Source organism: Rhodococcus sp. Leaf233 (assembly GCF_001426165.1).
Taxonomy (GTDB): Bacteria; Actinomycetota; Actinomycetes; order Mycobacteriales; family Mycobacteriaceae; genus Rhodococcoides; species Rhodococcoides fascians.
The window spans coordinates 76,453-93,768 of the sequence record NZ_LMRO01000014.1 but is presented as its reverse complement, the minus strand read 5'-3'; the positions used below and the strand labels follow the sequence as shown (position 1 = coordinate 93,768).

Below are 17,316 nucleotides of genomic sequence, written 5' to 3'. Positions count from 1 at the left end.
GTCGTGGACGAGAGGGATATGCGGACGTCGCTGTCCGTTACGGCTGTCAGTGAGAGCGGCGGGTGCCCTTGGTCAGTCGGCGGCCGACGACGGCAACGGAGGCCACTGTCAGGCACAGGGCGAGGGCAGGTGCGCCCGCCGACCACAACTTGCCGATCGCGGCGTCGCCTGCGCCGCGGGTGATCATCGAGCCCCATTCCGGGGTGGGCGGCGGCAGTCCGACACCGAGGAAGCCGAGTGCCGCAGTGAGGATGATCGTCATGCCGAACACCACCGATGCGTTCTGCAGCGCTGGAACCGACGAGTTGGGCAGTACGTGACGGAACACCAGTTGTGTCTCGGACAGTCCCGCCTGACGAGCCGCGTCGAGGTATGCGTCGCCGCGCACTCGGAGCACCTCGGTGCGGACGAGCCGGGCTTGAATCGGCGCGAGAATGATCGACAACGTGAAGATCATCGTGATCGACGACGTCCCGAAGAACGAGACCACCACCAGGGCGACAATCACCGTCGGGACGGCTTCGAGCAGGTCCAGGAAGCGAGCGGCGGCGCGGGCCAGGAAGCCGCCGAGACCGCGGCCCGCCTCGTTCATCCCGATGATCAACCCGATCAGGATGCCTCCCATCGTGGCCGCAATGGTCACTGCGAGAGCGATGGTGACGTCGATTCGTGCGCCGGCAATGGTCCGCGAGAAGACATCGAGACCGTTGGAATCGGTTCCCAGTAAGAACTGTGAATCCGGCGAGAGCGACGGCGCGCCCACAACTTTGGTCGGATCGAACGGCACGATCCACGGGCCGATCAACGTGACGAGCAGAATCAACGCCAACGGCACCGCCAGCGCAACCGTGCCGATCGCGGCCGGGCGTCGCCGCTTCGACGGCGTCGCCGAGTCTGTGCCGGCTTTCTTCGGTATCAGGGCAACCATCAGGAACCACCTCCTGCTCGACCCGGCTTGCGCCGGGGATCGAGCAACATGTTGATCAGGTCGACGCACAGGAAGACGAGCAGTGAGATCGCCGCGACCACGAGCAGAAAGCCCTGCAGCGCAATGAGATCCGTCGCAGCCACTGCCTCCACTGCGTACCGCCCCATTCCGCCGAGGCCGAAGAGGGTCTCGAGGATGACCGCGCCGCCGAGCAGCGACCCGAACACCAGGCCGAACAATGCGACGGTGGGAGGCAGCGCGCGGCGATATGCGCTGGCGTAGATGTACTTTCGTGCCGATCCGGTGGCGACCTTGAACAGTGTCGGCTGCGCGGTCAGGCTGGAATCGAGTGCAGTCAGCAGCTGCTTGAGCAGAATCGGCGTCACCGACACGACGAGTACTCCGATGGGAAGAAGCAGATGCGAGAACATCGAGGACACGACGACGGAGTCACCGCGAAGAAGGGCGTCGAGCAGAGGGAAGGACGTGATCGGCTCGGGTTCGGTGAGCCCTGCCCTGATCCGGCCCGAGGGTGCCGGCACCACCTGCAGGGTGGCGTAGAACAGGAAGATCCCGACCACACCGACGACGAATTCGGGGACCGCACCGGCAGCTTGGCCGTACCAACGCACCACTCGCGCCGCGACCGACCGGGGCTTGGCGACCACCACCGCTGACAGGGCGAGCGTCACGGTGATGAGAACGGTGAAGGCAATTCCCGCCAGTTCCACCGTGCCGGGCAGCCGGTCTGCGATGTCGGTCGTGACCGGTCTGCCGGTCATGATCGCGTTGCCCAGATCGAAGTGGAGAAGATTTCCCAGATAGGTCATCAACTGCGACCACAAACTTCCGTCCAGACCGAGTTCCGCTTTCGTCGCCAGGTAGTCCGCCTCGGTGGCCTCGGGACCGACAACCTCACGTGCAGGATCGCCCGGGATGGCTCGCACCAGGAAGAAGGCCGCAACAGCGAACACCAGCAGGTGCACTGGCAGGACGGCGATCCGGCCTATCCACCACCGGTTACGTTCGAGAAAGCCCGTCATCGCGCAGCCGCCACGGCGAGTTGCTCGACCTGTTCGTCCCCGCGATACGCGTCGAGCAGTTCGACGGTATAGGGATCCTGGGGCCGTTCGACCACATCGTCTGTTGTGCCCTGTTCCACGATCACACCGTTTCTCATGACAACGAGTTCACTCGCGATGAATGCGGTGGCCGGCAACCCGTGGGACACGAACACCAGGCCGCAGTCCGAGTCGATGCAGTACTGCCGCAGCATGTTCAGAATTGCTCCTTGAACGGAGACGTCCAAGGCGGACACCACTTCGTCGCACAACAGAATGCGAGGTTCGACGACGAGAGCTCGTGCGATCGAGAAGCGTTGCCGTTGTCCGCCCGACACCTCGGTGGGGAACCGATCGGCCATCGCCGGGTCCAGCTCGAGCGACGCTAGCGTCTCGTCCACGCGGGCATCGGCGGTCTTGGCATTCATCCCCAGCAGACGCATGGCGGGCAACCGCACCGCGTCACGTAACGTTCGACGCGGATCGAACGACGACGTCGTGTCCTGCGCGACGTATTGCACCTTGGATCTGAAATCGCGTCGCCCTGCCCGTGAGGACAACACCCCGTTCAGTTCGGTGCCGTTGTACGACACCGAACCTGTAGTCGGCGACAACAGGCCGCACATCATCCGGACCAACGTCGATTTCCCGGAGCCGGACTCACCGACGATGCCGACGGCCGAGCTCGACGTGATTTTCATGCTGATGTCGTCGACAGCCGGTGTGCCGGATCCCGAGCGAACGAAAGTCTTGCCCAGCTGTTCGACGTCGATCTCGGCGTACGCTGTGCGCGAATTGCCACTCATCAAGATCCTCCAGGCGGTTGTCTCCAGCAGATCTGCTGCTTGACTGCACAGCTTTCTCGCGACGCGTTACTGAAAGCGACCCTCGGCGTAACTGAAGTATTACGCCGAGCAAACATGCAGCTCAAAGGGCATGGAATGGGGCTAAACGCCACAGTGACGTAGGTCTCGATCAGCTACCGCTGCCGACGTGGGCGGCGTTATCCGGCTCTACAGGCGCTCCAGCAGGCCTTGTCTGCGGCGTAATAGCTCATTTACTCCTGCGCCATGTTCGGTAATGCAGTTGCAGCAGGCTTCACCTATCTGCAATCGCTGCATTGCCCACCATCACGACAGGAGTGACATGTACGAACGCGCTCGCACCGACGTACCTCGGCCACATCGGCATTCGACGTCATCGCCGACGAAAGGCGTTGCAGCATGATGCATCTCGGCTGGTTCTTCACCACAGGATTCGGTGTCTACGGCTGGAACCAACCGTGGTCCGGAAACGTCGCGTCGGACATCGGCCGCCCCGATCTGTTCGTCGACGCGGCAAAAAGCCTGGAGCGCGCCGGATTCGACTACATCATGCTCGAGGATTCCTCGGTGCTCTCCGACGTGTATCGCGGAACGTTCGAGAGCTCGGTTCGTCGCGGAACCACCGTGCGTTTCGATCCCATGCCGCTCGTTCCACTGATGGCCGACGCCACCGAGCGAATCGGCATAATCGCTACTGTCGCAACCACTTTCTATCCGCCGTTCCTTGCCGCCCGCCTGATGTCCACGCTCGATCACGTCACCGAGGGCCGAGTCGGAATCAACCTCGTCACCGCAAGCGCCGACGGCGCCGCACAGAACTACGGACTGCCCAAACAGATCGAGCACGATCTTCGCTACGAGATGGCCGACGAATGGGTCGACGTCGTATCGCAACTGTGGGATTCGTGGGACGAGGACGCGCTGGTTCTAGACCCGGCGTCAGGTGTTTTCGCGGATCACGAGAAGATCCACAAGATCGACTTCGAGGGCAAGTACTACGCGTCCCGTGGACCGTTGAACATTCCCCGCGGTCCCCAGGGTCGGCCGGTCATCTGTCAGGCCGGCGGCTCCCCCGCCGGGCGCGCGTTCGGGGCCAAACACGCAGACACCATCATCGCCAATGTTCGCGGACTGGACGCGATGAAGGAATACCGCGAGGACATCAGCCGGCGGCTGGTCGACTACGGCCGCAAGCCCGACGACGTGAAGGTGCTCTTCCTCGTCAGTCCCATCATGGCCGACACCGACGAGGAAGCCATCGTCAAGCGCGACCGGATGCGTGAGGTGCAGAAGAACAACATCGACGGTGTCCTGGCCGCAATGTCGTATCTCAGCAGCACCGACTTCTCGCAATTCGACATCGACGCCCCGGTTCCCGACCTGACCAAATACAACGGCCACAAGAGCACCCTCGAGGACATGGCCAAATCGGGTAAGACGCTGCGCGAGATCATCGCCAACTATCCGACGGTCGAGTCGATGGAACTCGTCGGAACGACCGAGACCGTCGCGCAGAAGATGGACGAGGCAATGGAGTTCGTCGGCGGCGACGGGTTCCTCATCGCCTCCCCCGTCACCCGCAAAGTGATCTCCGAGATCGCCGACGGACTCGCACCCGCGCTGCGTCGGCGTGGAGCAATTCGCGACGGCTACTCCCGAACCACGTTCCGCGAGAACCTCGCCGCCTTCTGAACCGGCGTTGTATCACCAGAAATTCGATAATGCCCCAGTTCAGAACCCCTGACGCATCCGCCGGAACCAGCGCAATGGCCGCGCAACATTCGAGTCTCACGGCCGTCACGCTCCTCGTGTTGGCTGGTGCCATCGCCTCGTAGAAAGCGCCAACGAATGAAAATTACTGTTGTAGCGGGCAATCCGAAGCCGGAGTCGCGGACACTCGACGCCGCGCGAGTCCTCGCCACCGCACTGACCGGTGAGCCCGGTGAGACGATCGACGTGATCACGCTCGGTGCCGGACTGCTCGGCTGGGGCGACTCGGCCGTGCAAGCCGCAGTCGAGACCGTTGCGTCGTCCGATCTCGTCGTCTTCGCAAGCCCGACGTTCAAGGCCACCTACACCGGCGTCTTGAAGTTGTTCCTCGATCAATTCGCCGGCGATACCGGACTGAAGAATGTCGTCGCCGTACCGCTCATGCTCGGCGGTGGTCCGGCGCACGCAATGGCACCGGATCTGTTTCTCAAGCACGTTCTCGTCGAACTCGGGGCGGTCGCCCCGGCCCCTGGCCTGTACCTCATCGATTCGACGTACACCACCGATACTCGGATCGCCGACTACGTCACCCGCTGGGGCGAGACCATACTCGCCGCGGCTCGAACACGAACGGATGCATCATGACCCTGAGCACCACCAGCCTCGACCAGTCCGTGCTGCGAAACGCGTTCGGACAGTTCCCCAGTGGGGTCGTCGCCGTCTGCGCCGAGATCGACGGAGTCAAGATCGGCATGGCCGCAAGCAGTTTCGTTGCAGTGTCGATCGACCCGCCCCTCGTCGCCTTCTGCGTTCAGGACACCTCGACCACGTGGCCGAAATTCGCTGCAGCCTCACGAATCGGCATCAGTGTGCTCGGCGAACTGCACGACGTCGCGGCTCGCACACTCGCCGCGAAGACGGGCAACCGATTCGAAGGATTGACGACCACCACCACCGACGACGGAGCGCTCTTCATCGACGGTGCGAGCATGTGGCTGGATGCCAGTGTCACCGAACAGGTCACGGCCGGTGATCACGACATCGTCCTGCTGCGCATCAACGAACTCGAGGTCAAGCACGGTGTTGCCCCGATCGTTTTTCATGGCAGTAAGTTTCGTCGGTTGGCGGTTGATCTCTGATGAGCGCCGTCGAAAATGCGCTCGAAGCGCTCCGCGCCGGAAAGCCGGTGTTCGTCACCGACTCCGCCGATCGGGAGAACGAGGGCGACGTCATCATGGCGGCCGACCGTATCACTCCCGCATGGACGGCATGGACGGTCCGCAACACCTCGGGGCTGCTGTGCGCTCCGATGAGCGACGCCAGGGCGGACGCTCTCGAACTACCGCCGATGGTGTCGAACAATCAGGATCCGAAGAGGACCGCGTACACCGTCACCGTCGATGCAGCTGTGGGTATCACCACCGGTATCAGCGCTGCGGATCGCGCCCGGACACTGCAGGTACTCGCCGATCCCGGTTCCGTCGCCACCGACATCATCCGTCCCGGCCACGTGCTTCCCCTACGTGCGCGACCCGGCGGTGTCCTGGAGCGGCCGGGTCATACCGAAGCAGCCGTCGACCTGTGTGCCCTCGCCGGACTTCCCGCTGTCGGCGTCATCGCCGAGCTGGTTGCCGACGACGGTTCGATGATGCAGTTCCACGAGATCGAGAATCTCGGTGCGCGGATGCAGCTTCCGGTGCTCACCATCGAGGAACTCATCGCGTATCGGCAGCTTCGCGATCCGGCACCGGTGGCCGGTCCCGCTCGGGTCGAGCGAATGGTGGAGACAGTCCTCGCGACCCCGCACGGCGATTTCAAGATGTTCGGCTACCTCGATCACAAGACCGGGGCCGAACACGTTGCGCTGGTGTCGGGTGACGTCCGAGACAACGCCATGGTTCGCGTGCACTCGGAGTGCCTGACCGGAGAATCGTTTCTGTCGCAGCGGTGCGAATGCGGTCCACAGCTGAACACCGCACTCGAACGGATCGCGGCCGACAGCGGTGTACTCGTGTACATGCGTGGTCACGAGGGCCGCGGAATCGGTTTGCTGAAGAAGCTCGCGGCCTATCGCCTGCAGGACGAGGGCTTCGACACCGTGCAGGCCAACCTCGAACTCGACGAACCGGCCGACGGACGTGAGTACGGTGGTGCCGCTGCTATTTTGAAGGACCTGGGTCTGACCACGGTTCGTTTGTTGACCAACAACCCCGACAAGATTCGTGGCCTGGAAGCCCACGGCGTCGACGTCAGTTCACGGTTGCCTATCGTCGTGGGTGCCGCGCAGGCCAACATCCACTACCTCGAGACCAAGCGCTCACAAATGGGACACTTGTTGCCTCACAGCGTGGCTCAGGGTTGGTGAACGGCCGAGCGATCGAGGCCGTCGTAGCCTTCTATCATCCATTTTTCACAAGCTCTACTGGACAGATTTCCCATAACCGGCACACCCGGTGGTTCGATCCCACGTGCCCTAGCGTGCGGGGACCGTGATTCCTCGCGCGTCGAGGATGGGTCGAACACCTTCGGCGAAGTGGTAGGACTCCTCGAGGTGCGGGTAGCCGGACAGAATGAACTCGTCGAATCCGGCGTCGTGGTACTCCCCGATCAGGTTGGCAACTTCCTCGTGCGAACCAACCAGCGCGGTGCCGGCACCGCCTCGAACGAGACCGACTCCGGCCCAGAGGTTCGGGTAGATCTCGAGCGAATCCTTGCTGCCCCCGTGCAATGCGGCCATCCGGCGCTGTCCCTCGGACTGCGACGACGAGTGCAGCGCGTGCGCCGCAGACACCTGTTCCTCGGGAAGCTCGTCGAGCAGCTTTTGTGCGACGGCCCAGGCCTCTTCGGAGGTGTCGCGGCTGATGGTGTGCAGGCGAATGCCATAGGTGAGCTTGCGGCCCTCGGCGTCCGCGAGCGCCTGCACCTTCTCGATCTTCGCGCGAGCGTCGGCCGGCGGCTCGCCCCATGTCAGATACGTCTGGACGTGCTTGGCCGCGACAGCGAGTGCGGGATCGGACGAACCGCCGAACCAGAACTCGGGCAACGGGTCCGGTGCTTCGGACACGCGTGCATCGGCAACCTTGAAGAATTCGCCTTCGTGATCGACCGACGTCTCCGTCCAGATCCGATGCACCAGTCCGAGGAATTCGTCGGTGCGGGCGTATCGCCGATCGTGGTCGATCCAATCCCCGAAACGACGCTGCTCGACGTCGTCGCCGCCGGTGACGATGTTGAACAGCACCCGACCTTCCGAGAACCGCTGCAGCGTCGCTGCCTGTTGCGCCGCCAACGTGGGCGGCGTGAGGCCGGGACGGAAGGCGACAAGGAACTTCAACCGTCGGGTGCTCTGCAGTAGCGCGGCGGTGGTCAACCAGGCGTCCTCGCACCAGGTTCCGGTCGGAGTCAACACTCCCTCGTAGCCGAGGCGGTCCGCGGCCTGAGCCACCTCCGTGAGGTACCGCAGCGACGGACGACGGAACCCGGCAGGTTCGACGATGTTGGCCGACGCGTGAGATGCACCGACGATGGAGCGGCCGTCGCCAGCGGTGGGGAGGAACCAGAAAATGCGTGCGGTCACGAGTGAACTCCTACGGCGTGGTGGGTGATCAGTTGGTGGAGGCGGTCGCCTCGGCGATAGCGTCGTTGTAACGCGTGTCGACGAAGTCTGCGAACGTGTTGCCGCCAGGGATGCTTCCGCTCTCGACGAATACATCGAAGAGCGTCTGCTCGGATTCGATCACGTTGTCGTCCAGAGCAATTGCGGGTCGCTGGCTTCGCCCCTGCGCCAATTCACCCGCGGCGGGGTCGATGCCGACGGCCGTCGAGTACGCCGACGCCCACTCTGCCGGGTGTGCGTCCGCCCATGCGGACGCCTTGGCCAGACGAACCACGAAGTCCTGCAGCGCAGTGTTCTTCGCGGGATCGTCCAGAGCCTGCTGAGACGCGATACCGAAGCCATAACCGTTGGCCACACCCTCGGCAGTGGTCAGCGTCTTCGAGCCGTTCTGCACCTGCGCGATGGCGGTGAACGGATCCCAGATCGCCCAGGCATCGACCTCGCCCGAGGTGAATGCCGTCAGCGCATCGGCAGGCTGAAGGAACACCAGCTGAACGTCGTCGGTGGTCAAGCCGGCCTTCTGCAACTGCAGCAGCACGTGTCCGTGCGCCGAACTTCCCTTGCCCACCGCGATCTTCTTACCGCGCAGGTCGGCGAACGACGCCAGAGTCGAATCCGGCGGCACGAGAATCTGATCCCCGCTCGCATCGTTGGTGTAGGCAGAGACGACCTTGATGCGGGCATTGGCTGCAACCCCGAAGACGGGAGGCGTGTTGCCGGTGACCGCGAAGTCGATCTGTCCGGCCGTTGCGGCCTCCACCTGAGGCGGGCCGGAGGTGAAGGTGGAGAACGCAACATCGTAGGGAGCGGAGTCCAGCTCACCCGACGCGCGCAGCAGGGCTTCGGTGCCACCCTTCTGGTCGCCGACGTCGAGGGTGACTGTGGCCAGCTGATCGTTCGAGACGAGCGCGGGGGCTTCGGTGGCGGTGGTGTCGCTGCCACGCGAGACGCAGCCGGTGAGTCCGACGACCGTCAGAGACAGGGCAGCGAGCACACCGAGTGCGCGCAGAGAACGAGGACGAGCGTATGACGACATGCGTGAAAGATCCTTGTCAGGTGCCGAATTGGACGGTCAGTGAACTCCAAGAGCTCCGAGCAGATGGGCGCGAAGGCGGGAGAAGCCCGGCGTTGCGCGATCGCGGGGGCGGGGCAGATCGACGGTGACGGTGTCCGAAACTGCCCCGTTCTCTAGCACCACAACCCGATCGGCCAGCGCGATCGCCTCGTCGACATCGTGCGTGACCAGGAGGATGCCGAAGCGGTGCCGTCCCCACAGGTCGAGCAGAAGTGACTGCATGGTCAGTCGTGTGAGTGCGTCGAGCGCTCCGAACGGTTCGTCGAGGAGCAGCAGTTCGGGCTCCCCCACCAATGCCCGCGCCAGCGCAGCGCGCTGAGCTTGCCCACCGGACAACGTGAGTGGCCATGCGTCTCGCTTCTCGGCCAGCCCCACCTCGTCGAGAGTCGCGTCCGCAGCAGTCAATGCTTCATTGCCGGTGACGCCTGCGGTGTTCAGACCGTAGGACACGTTCTGGCGAACCGACCGCCACGGAAACAGGCGTGGTTCCTGGAACGCCACCGCGGGATGTCCAGCGACACGCCGCTCCCCTGTGTGATCCATCGACAGTCCTGCCAGGACACGCAGAATGGTCGACTTGCCGGAGCCGGATCGTCCGACCAGCGAGACGATTTCGCCGCGCTCGATGGACAGGTCGACGCGCTTCAACACGTGGCTGGATCCGTAGAACTTGTCGATGCCGTGCAGGGTGGCGACGGAGGTCGTCGTCGTAGTCATGAATCAGGCATCCAATCGGTAACGGAGGGCTCGTTTTTCGAGGATTCGCACGATGCCGTCGGTGGCGATTCCCATCAGGGCGTAGACGACGAGTCCGAAGATGATGGTGTCCACACGCAGGAAGTCCCGCGCATTGTTGATGATGTAGCCCAGCCCGGATTCGGCGTTGATCTGCTCGGCCACGATCAACGACAGCCAGGCGATCGCCAACGACTGTCGCAATCCCACCAGCAGCTGTGGAGCAATGCTGGGCAGGATGATCGTGGTGAAGCGTTGACGCCACGAGAAACCCAGTACGACGGCGGTGTCGAGGAAGTCGCGATCGATCTGACGGATGGCCGAGTACGTGTTGAGGTACAGCGGAAATGCAACTCCCAGAGCGATGAGCAGAATCTTGGGAGTCTCGCCGATCCCGAACCATAGGATGAACAGCGGGATGAGTCCGAGGTGCGGCAGTGCACGCAGCATCTGCAGCGGCGGATCGACGGTCGCCTCGGCGAGCTTCGACAGTCCGACGAGCGCGCCGAGCACCACCCCGATCACCCCGCCCAGCACGAGTCCCTGAACAACACGGGTGCCGGAGACGGCGAGTGCCTCGACCAGCTGACCGTTGCGCAGCAACTGCACACCCGCGTCGAAGACCAAGGATGGTGCGGGCAGCACTCGCTCGGAGAGAACTCCGGCAGCGCTGGCGATCTGCCACAGAACGAGGAGCGCGAGGGGCGACAGACTGCGGACGACGGTCCATCGGTAGCGCTGCCACACAGACTGCTTCGGTGACGCGGGTGCGGGGCCGGCGTCGCTGACGCGCATGTGCACGGGCCCAGCGGGTGGGGCGTACGACGTGACGACCATGTTCACGTGCCTTCCGGTTAATGAGGAGCAGGTTCGATTCACCACCCTCCGTCACGATGCGGGTCCGAGAACAGGGTTCGAATCAGCGTGAATCTAGGTCGGGCAGAATCGCTGTCATGAACGTCGAGCCCATTCACACCGAACGCCTGACGCTGCGTCCGTACGAACCCGACGACGCAGACCGGATTCTCGCCTACTACAGCGACCCGGAAGTGTGCCGCTACCTCCTGCACGAAGCGTGGACGCACGCCGATGCTGTTGCGGCGGTGGGCAAACGGATGAAGCGAAGCGGGCTGCACACCCAGGCATTGGCGATGGTCGTCGAACACGAGCAGACCGTGGTGGGCAACGTCGAAGCATGGCTCGTGGACGGATCCCCGGCACTCGTCGAACTCGGCTGGACCTTCTCCCCCGCCGTGGCCGGTCGGGGTTACGCGACCGAGGCAGTGAAAGCGTTGATCGAGCACGTGTTCTCGCTTCCCCAGATCCACCGAATCAGCGCACAGCTGGACGGACGCAACGACGCGTCGGCCCGGTTGGCCGCGCGGGTCGGGATGCGTCAGGAAGCGCACTTCCGCCAGAACTGGTGGTGCAAGGGTGAGTGGACCGACACGCTCGTCTACGCACTGTTGCGCGAGGATCGCTGACGCACATCACGCGACGTTCACCTCCGCGTCGGTTCCCCGACACCGGCCGGTGACCGCGGTGCGACAGTCTCGGAAAACTTCACTTTCCGAACTCTGGGAGTTTCACGAATGGCATCGCGTCGAAGAGCTGCTCTACTGGGCATCCTCGCACTGGTCTCTGTCGTCTCCACGTCGATGGGCGGCGTCGCCACTGCTGGCCCGGCACGGACGGCGTCGCCGCTGTGTCAGGTCGCAGACCTGCTCCCCAGTGGATCGTCGTCGGGCCTCGGTTACCAATGTGCCGAGGCGGGCGAGCTTCTCGATCTCCCGATCGGTGATGTGCGCGCGACGCAACCCTCTCTCGGATACGACGAGGTGTACTACAAGCTCGGTCGCTACGCGCTCGGCAAAGACGAGATCAACAAGAAGTTCGACGACTGGTGCGAGGCCAACGGCCAGGAGGAGGCCGCCTCGGCATCGCCCGCTGCGCGACTGGACAATCCGTCGTCGTTCACCTGCACAGTCCCCGTCGGGCAGGAAACGCCCGACACCATCGCGCCCATGAAGACCGTCGTCATCGGGCCGGGCGGCGTGCCATACCTGACCGACGGACACCACACGCTGACCTCGTTCTACGAAACAGCCGACGGTGGGCCGAATCTGCACCTTCGTCTGCGGGTGGTCGCGAATCTCAGTGACCTGAGCCCAACTGATTTCTGGGCGCGGATGAAAGCCGAGAAGTGGGTGTGGAACTACGACGTCGACGGCAACGAAGTTCCGGTGGAGCAGCTTCCGTCGGGAGTGGGTCTCGCCAAGTTCCAGAACGACAAGTACCGCAGCCTGATGTACTTCGCCCGCGACATCGGCTTCAGCCCCGGCACCATCCCCTTCCAGGAGTTCTATTGGGGCGCATGGGTTCGCGACTCGGCGGAAGTCGACATCAGCGGATGGGACAGCAACAATCTCGCGAGCTACCTCAGCACCGTCGAGTCGGTCTCCCGCGCTCAGGTCACCGCCCCGAAAGACGCGGTGATCGAGAGTGGCCGCACTGCAGCCGAACTCGGCGCTCTGGATGCGTGGAACGACGGCAAAGCAGCCAACAAGGGTGAATTCGGAAAGCTTTCGGCACTGTACTCGGACGCCAAGCCGGGCAAACTGGCGTATGCCTTGCAGTACAAGTCGGGACTGCCGCGCTAACTCCGCGTCGCGGTAGGTCTACGTCATGTCGCCGGGCTGGCGTCGGGCATTGCATACGTGATCGACCAGGTCCAGTTCGTGGCGTCCGGTACCGTCTCGCGTCATGAACCTGAAGCTGTGTGTGCTGCTGTGGGCGGCGGACGGACAAGAAGACGCGCTCACCCGCTACGAGGACACGGTGCTGGACCTGATTCCGAAGTACGGCGGCGAAGTAGTGAGCAGAGTCCGCCGAGTCGACACCGGCGACGGACCACTCGAGGTGCAGGTCATCCACCTACCGGATGATTCGGCCTTGCAGGCCTACATGAAGGACCCGGAGCGGCTTGCGCTCGCCGACGTCCATCGGCGGGCCGTGGCGAGAACCGAAATCATCCACGTGGAGACGCTCGTCTGATGGCTGCGCCGGGCCGATGCGCCTACCAGCGATCGACGTGCAGAACCGTCTCGATCGGATCCCGCGGAGCAACCTTGAACGTCTCACCCGTGTAGTACGCCGTCGGAATGAGCGCACCCTGATGAAAATCCTCGGGAATGCCGAGTAGCTCGGATATCTCCCGCTCACGGGCGAGATGAATTGTGGTCCAGGCTGTTCCGAGGCCACGGGCGCGTGCGGCCAGGGCGTAGTTCCACACCGCGGGCAACAGCGAGCCCCACAGACCGGCCTGATTACCGGCCGGAAGCGTCTTACCGGCTTGGATGCACGGAATGAGCAGCACCGGAACCTCACCCATGTGCTCGCCGAGCCACCCGGCACTGTCGCCGACGCGCTTCTGTACCGATGCGCGCTCCGGATCGTCGGCGAACAAAGCCGACGCGGAATGCTTCGACGCCTGATATGCGGCGAACAATTCGCCGTAGATCGCGCCGATGCGAGCACGAAGATCAGGGTCGGTGACGACGATCCACTGCCAGCCCTGCTTGTTCGATCCGGACGGGGCCTGCAGCGCGATCTCGAGACATTCCTTGATCAGCTCCATCGGCACCGGCCGCCTCAGGTCCAGACGCTTACGCACAGTTCGCGTGGTGGTCAGCAGCTCGTCGGGAGTCAGATCAACGATCGGGAAAGAAGTCACCCTTCGATCATGCACCATTCGGCCTCTGCAGGGCCCGGTCGGTCAATTCTTCGTTCGCAGCGTCCCAGCGCGCCGCCATGGACAGTCCCCCATGCCCGTCGCCCTCATCGATGACGAGTGTCGACCCGGGCCAACTTCGGTGTAGATGCCACGGCGTGACAGCCGGTCCGGAAACATCCTTTCGGCCATGGATCAGGACGCCCGGAACATCTCGCAGACCGTCGGCACGATCGAGCAGAGGCGGATCGCAGAACCCGTCGTGCGACCAGTAGTGCGCGGCCAGCCGCACGAAGGCCAGCCGGAACCGGTCGTCGTCCCATCGCGGATTGCGCCGCACGCCATCGGTACCGATCGAGATGTGGACGTCCTCCCACAGCGCCCATTCCCGAGATGCGCTGTCTCGCAACTGTAAATCGGTCGAATTGAACAGGCGGTCGTACGCGTCGACTATGCGGTCCTCACCGCGTCGATAGCCGACTCCGGCCTGCTCGGCAAATGTGGCGAACCGATCCCACGCCTCCGGGAAGACCGCGCCGACCCCCTCCGTAATCCAGTCGACCTCAGCCCTACCTGTCGTCGTGACAGCAACGAGCACCATGCCGAGAACCCTTGTCGGATGGGCGAGAGCATAGGCAAGAGCAAGAGTGGATCCCCAGGACGCGCCGTTGACGATCCACGCCTCGACGCCGAGGTGAACACGCAGCGCTTCGATATCGGCAATCAGGTGCGCGGTTGTATTGGTGGCCAACGACGTCGAGGGATCCGACGCGTGCGGGGTCGACCGTCCGCACCCGCGCTGCTCGAATCCGATAGCTCGAACGCGAGACAGGTCGAAGTGGCGACGAAACTGACTGGAGTTCAGGGTCCCGCCCGGTCCGCCGTGCAAGTAGACCGCCGGGACGCCGTCGGACGGACCCCATTGCTCCCAGTAGATTCGTTGCCCGTCCCCGACATCGAGCATTCCGTGCAGTGTCGGTTCGTCCTCCGGTGTCATAGCGCCATCACATCATTCGAGAGGCAGCATCTGTCGGATCACTGCCCATGCGGACGCGTCGACCCATGAGGGGTTGGACTGCTGCGGCGACCGGAACACCTCGAGCGTCGACAGTTCCGCAACGGCCTGCAGATCCGACGCGAGGATCGGCTGATCGAACAGCGTGATGTTCGTCGAGACCTTCCACTGCGGGCCGGGGACCGGGGTGCCGGTCAATCGACCCGCACCCCAGATCCCGCGTCGCGGGTGGCTGCTGACCCAGAACAACACAGGCTGCCCAGGTGCCATCAGACGAGTTCGATAGTTGTTCGCGACGCACCAATTCTCCTGCGCACGTCCGGCTTCGGCCATCGGTGCGAGGTCGGTCTTGTGCGGATTGCACTTGATCACCCATGCGCCGAGCGTCTGGTCCGTTATCGCCCGTGCCGTCACACTCGCCATCGTAATGACAAACTGGGCGACAGCGTCGTTGCCCTGCGCGGGGTCAACTGCCAACCCAACTGGTGTGGATGGCAGCACGTTGGGATCTCCCACTCGCCGGCGACGCCGGTCGGACATTCATTCAGGCGGCGGCTTTCGCACCAGCTCGTGAACCATTTCGTGCCGCCACTACTCTGGCCTGATGTGTTCCAGCGACACCGAAAGGACACTATGACGACCCTGGTACGAGGCGGGAATGCCCTGATCGAGGCACGAGCGTTCGAGGTCACCGTCGACGATGCCAACGGTGTCGACCTGCTTGCGTTCCAGGTGAACACGGGTCGAAAAGTGCGCAACGACGACGATTTCGTGTTCTTCAATCAGCCATCGTCGCCCGAGGGCGCGGTTCGGTTGTCATCGACGCGGTCGTTGAGCATCGACCTGCGTCTCGTGCCTACCGACGTCGACGCCATCGTCGTCGCGGTTGCGTCGGACAGCGCACTGTCGACTCGCGCCGGAATGACCGTAAGGTCGAGCGACATCGTCAGTCCAGCATCGGGTTTGACGACGGAAACTGCAGCAGTTCTGGTCGAAATCTACCGCCGCGGCGGCGACTGGAAGGTGCGCAATGTGAGCGCCGGCTGGGACGCGGGCTTTGCCGATCTCGTCCGCGAACACGGGGTTGACGTCCAGGACACCGATACCCCGACAGTGCGTTCCGTAGCGGGCGAGGAAAAGCTCTCGATGGTCAAACGCGAGAAGCTCGATCTCCGCAAGAATCATGTACACAAGGTGTTGCTCACGAAAAATGCCGTGGGACTGCGGGCTCGGATCATTCTTGTCATCGACAAAACCGGCAGCATGAGCAAGCAGTACTCGACGCGCGTAGTGCACAGAGTCGTCGAACGAATGGTTCCGGTTGCAACCCAGCTCGACGACGACGGCGAGCTCGAACCCTACCTCTACGGCTCGTGGTACGCGCAGCTGCCAGTCATCACCGTCGCAGGCACCGATTCCTGGGCCGACACCTACCTCCACCTGTACGGCCACCATGGCGGAATCGACTACTCGTCGATCGGCGGCACCAACGACGAACTGCCGATCATGAATCAGATCCTGTCCACGGTGGCCTCGCGTCAGCCCACGTTGGTGCTGTTCTTCACCGACGGTGGCTTCACCAAACGCGGGCCGATCGCGAGCTTCATGCGGACGGCGTCGAGCGCGCCCATCTTTTGGCAGTTCATCGGTGTCGGCAAAGCGAACTACGGCGTTCTCGAAAAGCTGGACACCATGGAAGGCCGGCTCATCGACAACGCCGGGTTCTTCGCGCTCGACGACATCGACAAAGTCTCCGACGCCGAGCTGTACGAACGAATCCTCAGCGAATTCCCGGATTGGATACGTGCAGCCCGGGCGGCGAAGATAATCGACTGACGACGGACACCCGACCTGATAGAAGTCAGACCGCCTGTCGTGGGCTCAGGCGGTACCGACCGCGTCGTTGCCCTGCGCAGCCGAGACCACCAGATTGTTTGCCGTGAGGCCGTTTCCGTTCTTGACCGCGTCGATCCACTGGTCGGTCGTCGCCACCGCTGCGAAATTGGACTGGTAAAGCACCATCAGCGCCTTGTGGAGTTGTTCGGCTGAGACTGTCCCCGCCTCGTTCGAAAGGTTGATCGCGCCAGTGGCGTCGGACAGGATCTCGACGGTCAGGTTTAGTGCTTCGGCGTCGGCGCTGGTGGCGAGATCGCAGTTGTTGGTCATGTATCCGACGATCGTGACGGTGTCGACATTGTTGCCCTGCAACCACTTCGCCACGTCGGTGCCAGCGAAGACGCTGCTGTACTGCTTCTCGACTCGCTCGAAGGACGGCTGCACGACGGCCTGAATGTCGGGATGAAGCTCGTACGTCGGGGTTCCCTTGACGAATGCCGGCGAGCCTTCGGGCATCTCGTGCTGCACGATGGCCACCGGAACATCCTGCGTCACAGCCGCTTCGATGGTACGAACGATGTTGGCCAACGACTCGTCGCGAGGCGGGTACTGGATCTTCAGCACTCCCTCGAAGTATTCCTGCTGTACATCGATGACGATGAGGGCTCTACGCGGTGCGGTCATGGACGTTCTCCTTCAGGTGGCGTACTCGGTCGATACCCATACTTCGGCACCGACCTTGCGTTCACGAGTGGCACGGATGCATACTTTCGATGAAATTGCGCC

19 protein-coding genes are annotated in these 17,316 nt (G+C 63.3%); 8 read left to right on the top strand and 11 right to left on the bottom strand.

What is annotated here, in order from left to right; all coding sequences use genetic code 11:
- Window positions 1-46: 46 nt before the first annotated feature.
- The 3 genes from ASH04_RS24535 to ASH04_RS24525 are packed head-to-tail and all read right to left on the bottom strand — an operon-like array spanning window position 47 to window position 2,795.
- Window positions 47-928, bottom strand: a complete 882-nt coding sequence (locus ASH04_RS24535; RefSeq protein WP_032388509.1) for an ABC transporter permease — start codon at window positions 926-928, stop codon at window positions 47-49.
- Window positions 928-1,971, bottom strand: a complete 1,044-nt coding sequence (locus tag ASH04_RS24530; protein ID WP_057474791.1) for an ABC transporter permease — start codon at window positions 1,969-1,971, stop codon at window positions 928-930. Before ASH04_RS24530 ends, ASH04_RS24535 begins: the two co-directional genes overlap by 1 nt.
- Window positions 1,968-2,795, bottom strand: a complete 828-nt coding sequence (locus tag ASH04_RS24525; RefSeq protein ID WP_032384811.1) for an ABC transporter ATP-binding protein — start codon at window positions 2,793-2,795, stop codon at window positions 1,968-1,970. The genes ASH04_RS24530 and ASH04_RS24525 overlap by 4 nt, the downstream gene beginning before the upstream one ends.
- 417 nt (window positions 2,796-3,212) lie before the next feature.
- On the opposite strand from ASH04_RS24525, the gene ASH04_RS24520 reads away from it, so the two are divergent.
- The 4 genes from ASH04_RS24520 to ASH04_RS24505 all read left to right on the top strand — a co-directional run bounded on the left by ASH04_RS24520 (window position 3,213) and on the right by ASH04_RS24505 (window position 6,888).
- Window positions 3,213-4,505 (top strand): NtaA/DmoA family FMN-dependent monooxygenase, encoded by a 1,293-nt coding sequence (locus ASH04_RS24520; protein WP_032388508.1) that lies wholly within the window; start codon window positions 3,213-3,215, stop codon window positions 4,503-4,505.
- 156 nt (window positions 4,506-4,661) lie between these two features.
- Window positions 4,662-5,168 (top strand): NADPH-dependent FMN reductase, encoded by a 507-nt coding sequence (locus tag ASH04_RS24515; RefSeq protein WP_057474790.1) that lies wholly within the window; start codon window positions 4,662-4,664, stop codon window positions 5,166-5,168.
- Window positions 5,165-5,662 carry a flavin reductase family protein gene (locus tag ASH04_RS24510; protein ID WP_057474789.1) on the top strand — a complete coding sequence of 166 codons (498 nt, stop codon included), beginning with the start codon at window positions 5,165-5,167 and terminating at the stop codon, window positions 5,660-5,662. The genes ASH04_RS24515 and ASH04_RS24510 overlap by 4 nt, the downstream gene beginning before the upstream one ends.
- On the top strand, window positions 5,662-6,888 hold the full coding sequence (locus ASH04_RS24505) for a bifunctional 3,4-dihydroxy-2-butanone-4-phosphate synthase/GTP cyclohydrolase II (protein ID WP_057474788.1): 1,227 nt from the start codon (window positions 5,662-5,664) through the stop codon (window positions 6,886-6,888). The genes ASH04_RS24510 and ASH04_RS24505 overlap by 1 nt, the downstream gene beginning before the upstream one ends.
- Window positions 6,889-6,996: 108 nt before the next feature.
- Here ASH04_RS24505 and ASH04_RS24500 read toward each other — a convergent pair whose 3' ends face one another.
- From ASH04_RS24500 to ASH04_RS24485, 4 genes are read right to left on the bottom strand one after another with little or no spacing between them, the layout of a single operon-like run.
- Window positions 6,997-8,100 carry an LLM class flavin-dependent oxidoreductase gene (locus ASH04_RS24500; protein WP_032393124.1) on the bottom strand — a complete coding sequence of 368 codons (1,104 nt, stop codon included), beginning with the start codon at window positions 8,098-8,100 and terminating at the stop codon, window positions 6,997-6,999.
- 28 nt (window positions 8,101-8,128) lie between these two features.
- Entirely contained in the window at window positions 8,129-9,175 is a 1,047-nt protein-coding gene (locus ASH04_RS24495) for an ABC transporter substrate-binding protein (RefSeq protein ID WP_057474787.1), read from the bottom strand.
- 36 nt (window positions 9,176-9,211) lie between these two features.
- Entirely contained in the window at window positions 9,212-9,931 is a 720-nt protein-coding gene (locus ASH04_RS24490) for an ABC transporter ATP-binding protein (RefSeq protein WP_057474786.1), read from the bottom strand.
- 3 nt (window positions 9,932-9,934) lie between these two features.
- Window positions 9,935-10,786 (bottom strand): ABC transporter permease, encoded by an 852-nt coding sequence (locus tag ASH04_RS24485; protein WP_082519427.1) that lies wholly within the window; start codon window positions 10,784-10,786, stop codon window positions 9,935-9,937.
- Between the two features lie 116 nt (window positions 10,787-10,902).
- On the opposite strand from ASH04_RS24485, the gene ASH04_RS24480 reads away from it, so the two are divergent.
- From ASH04_RS24480 to ASH04_RS24470, 3 genes are all read left to right on the top strand, one after another.
- A complete protein-coding gene (locus ASH04_RS24480) occupies window positions 10,903-11,433 on the top strand; it encodes a GNAT family N-acetyltransferase (protein WP_057474785.1) in 531 nt (176 codons plus the stop codon).
- A gap of 108 nt (window positions 11,434-11,541) precedes the next feature.
- Window positions 11,542-12,609, top strand: coding sequence for a ParB/Srx family N-terminal domain-containing protein (locus ASH04_RS24475; RefSeq protein WP_057474784.1), 1,068 nt, complete (start codon window positions 11,542-11,544; stop codon window positions 12,607-12,609).
- A gap of 103 nt (window positions 12,610-12,712) precedes the next feature.
- Window positions 12,713-13,003 (top strand): DUF1330 domain-containing protein, encoded by a 291-nt coding sequence (locus ASH04_RS24470; RefSeq protein WP_057474783.1) that lies wholly within the window; start codon window positions 12,713-12,715, stop codon window positions 13,001-13,003.
- 22 nt (window positions 13,004-13,025) lie between these two features.
- On the opposite strand, the gene ASH04_RS24465 is transcribed toward ASH04_RS24470, so the two are convergent.
- Genes ASH04_RS24465 through ASH04_RS24455 form a run of 3 tightly spaced genes read right to left on the bottom strand, consistent with a single transcriptional unit; the run spans window position 13,026 to window position 15,108 of the window.
- Entirely contained in the window at window positions 13,026-13,682 is a 657-nt protein-coding gene (locus ASH04_RS24465; RefSeq protein ID WP_057474782.1) for a nitroreductase family protein, read from the bottom strand.
- A gap of 7 nt (window positions 13,683-13,689) precedes the next feature.
- Complete coding sequence (locus ASH04_RS24460; RefSeq protein ID WP_057474781.1) at window positions 13,690-14,676, bottom strand: alpha/beta fold hydrolase; 987 nt, start codon at window positions 14,674-14,676, stop codon at window positions 13,690-13,692.
- A 12-nt stretch (window positions 14,677-14,688) separates the two neighbouring features.
- On the bottom strand, window positions 14,689-15,108 hold the full coding sequence (locus tag ASH04_RS24455; protein WP_235580088.1) for an EVE domain-containing protein: 420 nt from the start codon (window positions 15,106-15,108) through the stop codon (window positions 14,689-14,691).
- A gap of 219 nt (window positions 15,109-15,327) precedes the next feature.
- Between ASH04_RS24455 and ASH04_RS24450 the strand changes: the two genes are divergently transcribed.
- Window positions 15,328-16,530 carry a vWA domain-containing protein gene (locus ASH04_RS24450; RefSeq protein ID WP_057474779.1) on the top strand — a complete coding sequence of 401 codons (1,203 nt, stop codon included), beginning with the start codon at window positions 15,328-15,330 and terminating at the stop codon, window positions 16,528-16,530.
- A 45-nt stretch (window positions 16,531-16,575) separates the two neighbouring features.
- Here ASH04_RS24450 and ASH04_RS24445 read toward each other — a convergent pair whose 3' ends face one another.
- A complete protein-coding gene (locus ASH04_RS24445; RefSeq protein ID WP_032383767.1) occupies window positions 16,576-17,214 on the bottom strand; it encodes an isochorismatase family protein in 639 nt (212 codons plus the stop codon).
- Between the last annotated feature and the right edge of the window lie 102 nt (window positions 17,215-17,316).

What these genes read in the sequence shown, in the direction of transcription:
- ASH04_RS24450 (WP_057474779.1), top strand. Translation starts at nt 15,328, where the DNA reads ATGACGACCCTGGTACGAGGCGGGAATGCCCTGATCGAGGCACGAGCG.
- ASH04_RS24460 (WP_057474781.1), bottom strand. Translation starts at nt 14,676, where the DNA reads ATGACACCGGAGGACGAACCGACACTGCACGGAATGCTCGATGTCGGG.
- ASH04_RS24535 (WP_032388509.1), bottom strand. Translation starts at nt 928, where the DNA reads ATGGTTGCCCTGATACCGAAGAAAGCCGGCACAGACTCGGCGACGCCG.
- ASH04_RS24505 (WP_057474788.1), top strand. Translation starts at nt 5,662, where the DNA reads ATGAGCGCCGTCGAAAATGCGCTCGAAGCGCTCCGCGCCGGAAAGCCG.
- ASH04_RS24470 (WP_057474783.1), top strand. Translation starts at nt 12,713, where the DNA reads ATGAACCTGAAGCTGTGTGTGCTGCTGTGGGCGGCGGACGGACAAGAA.
- ASH04_RS24520 (WP_032388508.1), top strand. Translation starts at nt 3,213, where the DNA reads ATGATGCATCTCGGCTGGTTCTTCACCACAGGATTCGGTGTCTACGGC.
- ASH04_RS24445 (WP_032383767.1), bottom strand. Translation starts at nt 17,214, where the DNA reads ATGACCGCACCGCGTAGAGCCCTCATCGTCATCGATGTACAGCAGGAA.
- ASH04_RS24525 (WP_032384811.1), bottom strand. Translation starts at nt 2,795, where the DNA reads ATGAGTGGCAATTCGCGCACAGCGTACGCCGAGATCGACGTCGAACAG.
- ASH04_RS24495 (WP_057474787.1), bottom strand. Translation starts at nt 9,175, where the DNA reads ATGTCGTCATACGCTCGTCCTCGTTCTCTGCGCGCACTCGGTGTGCTC.
- ASH04_RS24510 (WP_057474789.1), top strand. Translation starts at nt 5,165, where the DNA reads ATGACCCTGAGCACCACCAGCCTCGACCAGTCCGTGCTGCGAAACGCG.
- ASH04_RS24530 (WP_057474791.1), bottom strand. Translation starts at nt 1,971, where the DNA reads ATGACGGGCTTTCTCGAACGTAACCGGTGGTGGATAGGCCGGATCGCC.
- ASH04_RS24490 (WP_057474786.1), bottom strand. Translation starts at nt 9,931, where the DNA reads ATGACTACGACGACGACCTCCGTCGCCACCCTGCACGGCATCGACAAG.
- ASH04_RS24485 (WP_082519427.1), bottom strand. Translation starts at nt 10,786, where the DNA reads ATGGTCGTCACGTCGTACGCCCCACCCGCTGGGCCCGTGCACATGCGC.
- ASH04_RS24480 (WP_057474785.1), top strand. Translation starts at nt 10,903, where the DNA reads ATGAACGTCGAGCCCATTCACACCGAACGCCTGACGCTGCGTCCGTAC.
- ASH04_RS24475 (WP_057474784.1), top strand. Translation starts at nt 11,542, where the DNA reads ATGGCATCGCGTCGAAGAGCTGCTCTACTGGGCATCCTCGCACTGGTC.
- ASH04_RS24515 (WP_057474790.1), top strand. Translation starts at nt 4,662, where the DNA reads ATGAAAATTACTGTTGTAGCGGGCAATCCGAAGCCGGAGTCGCGGACA.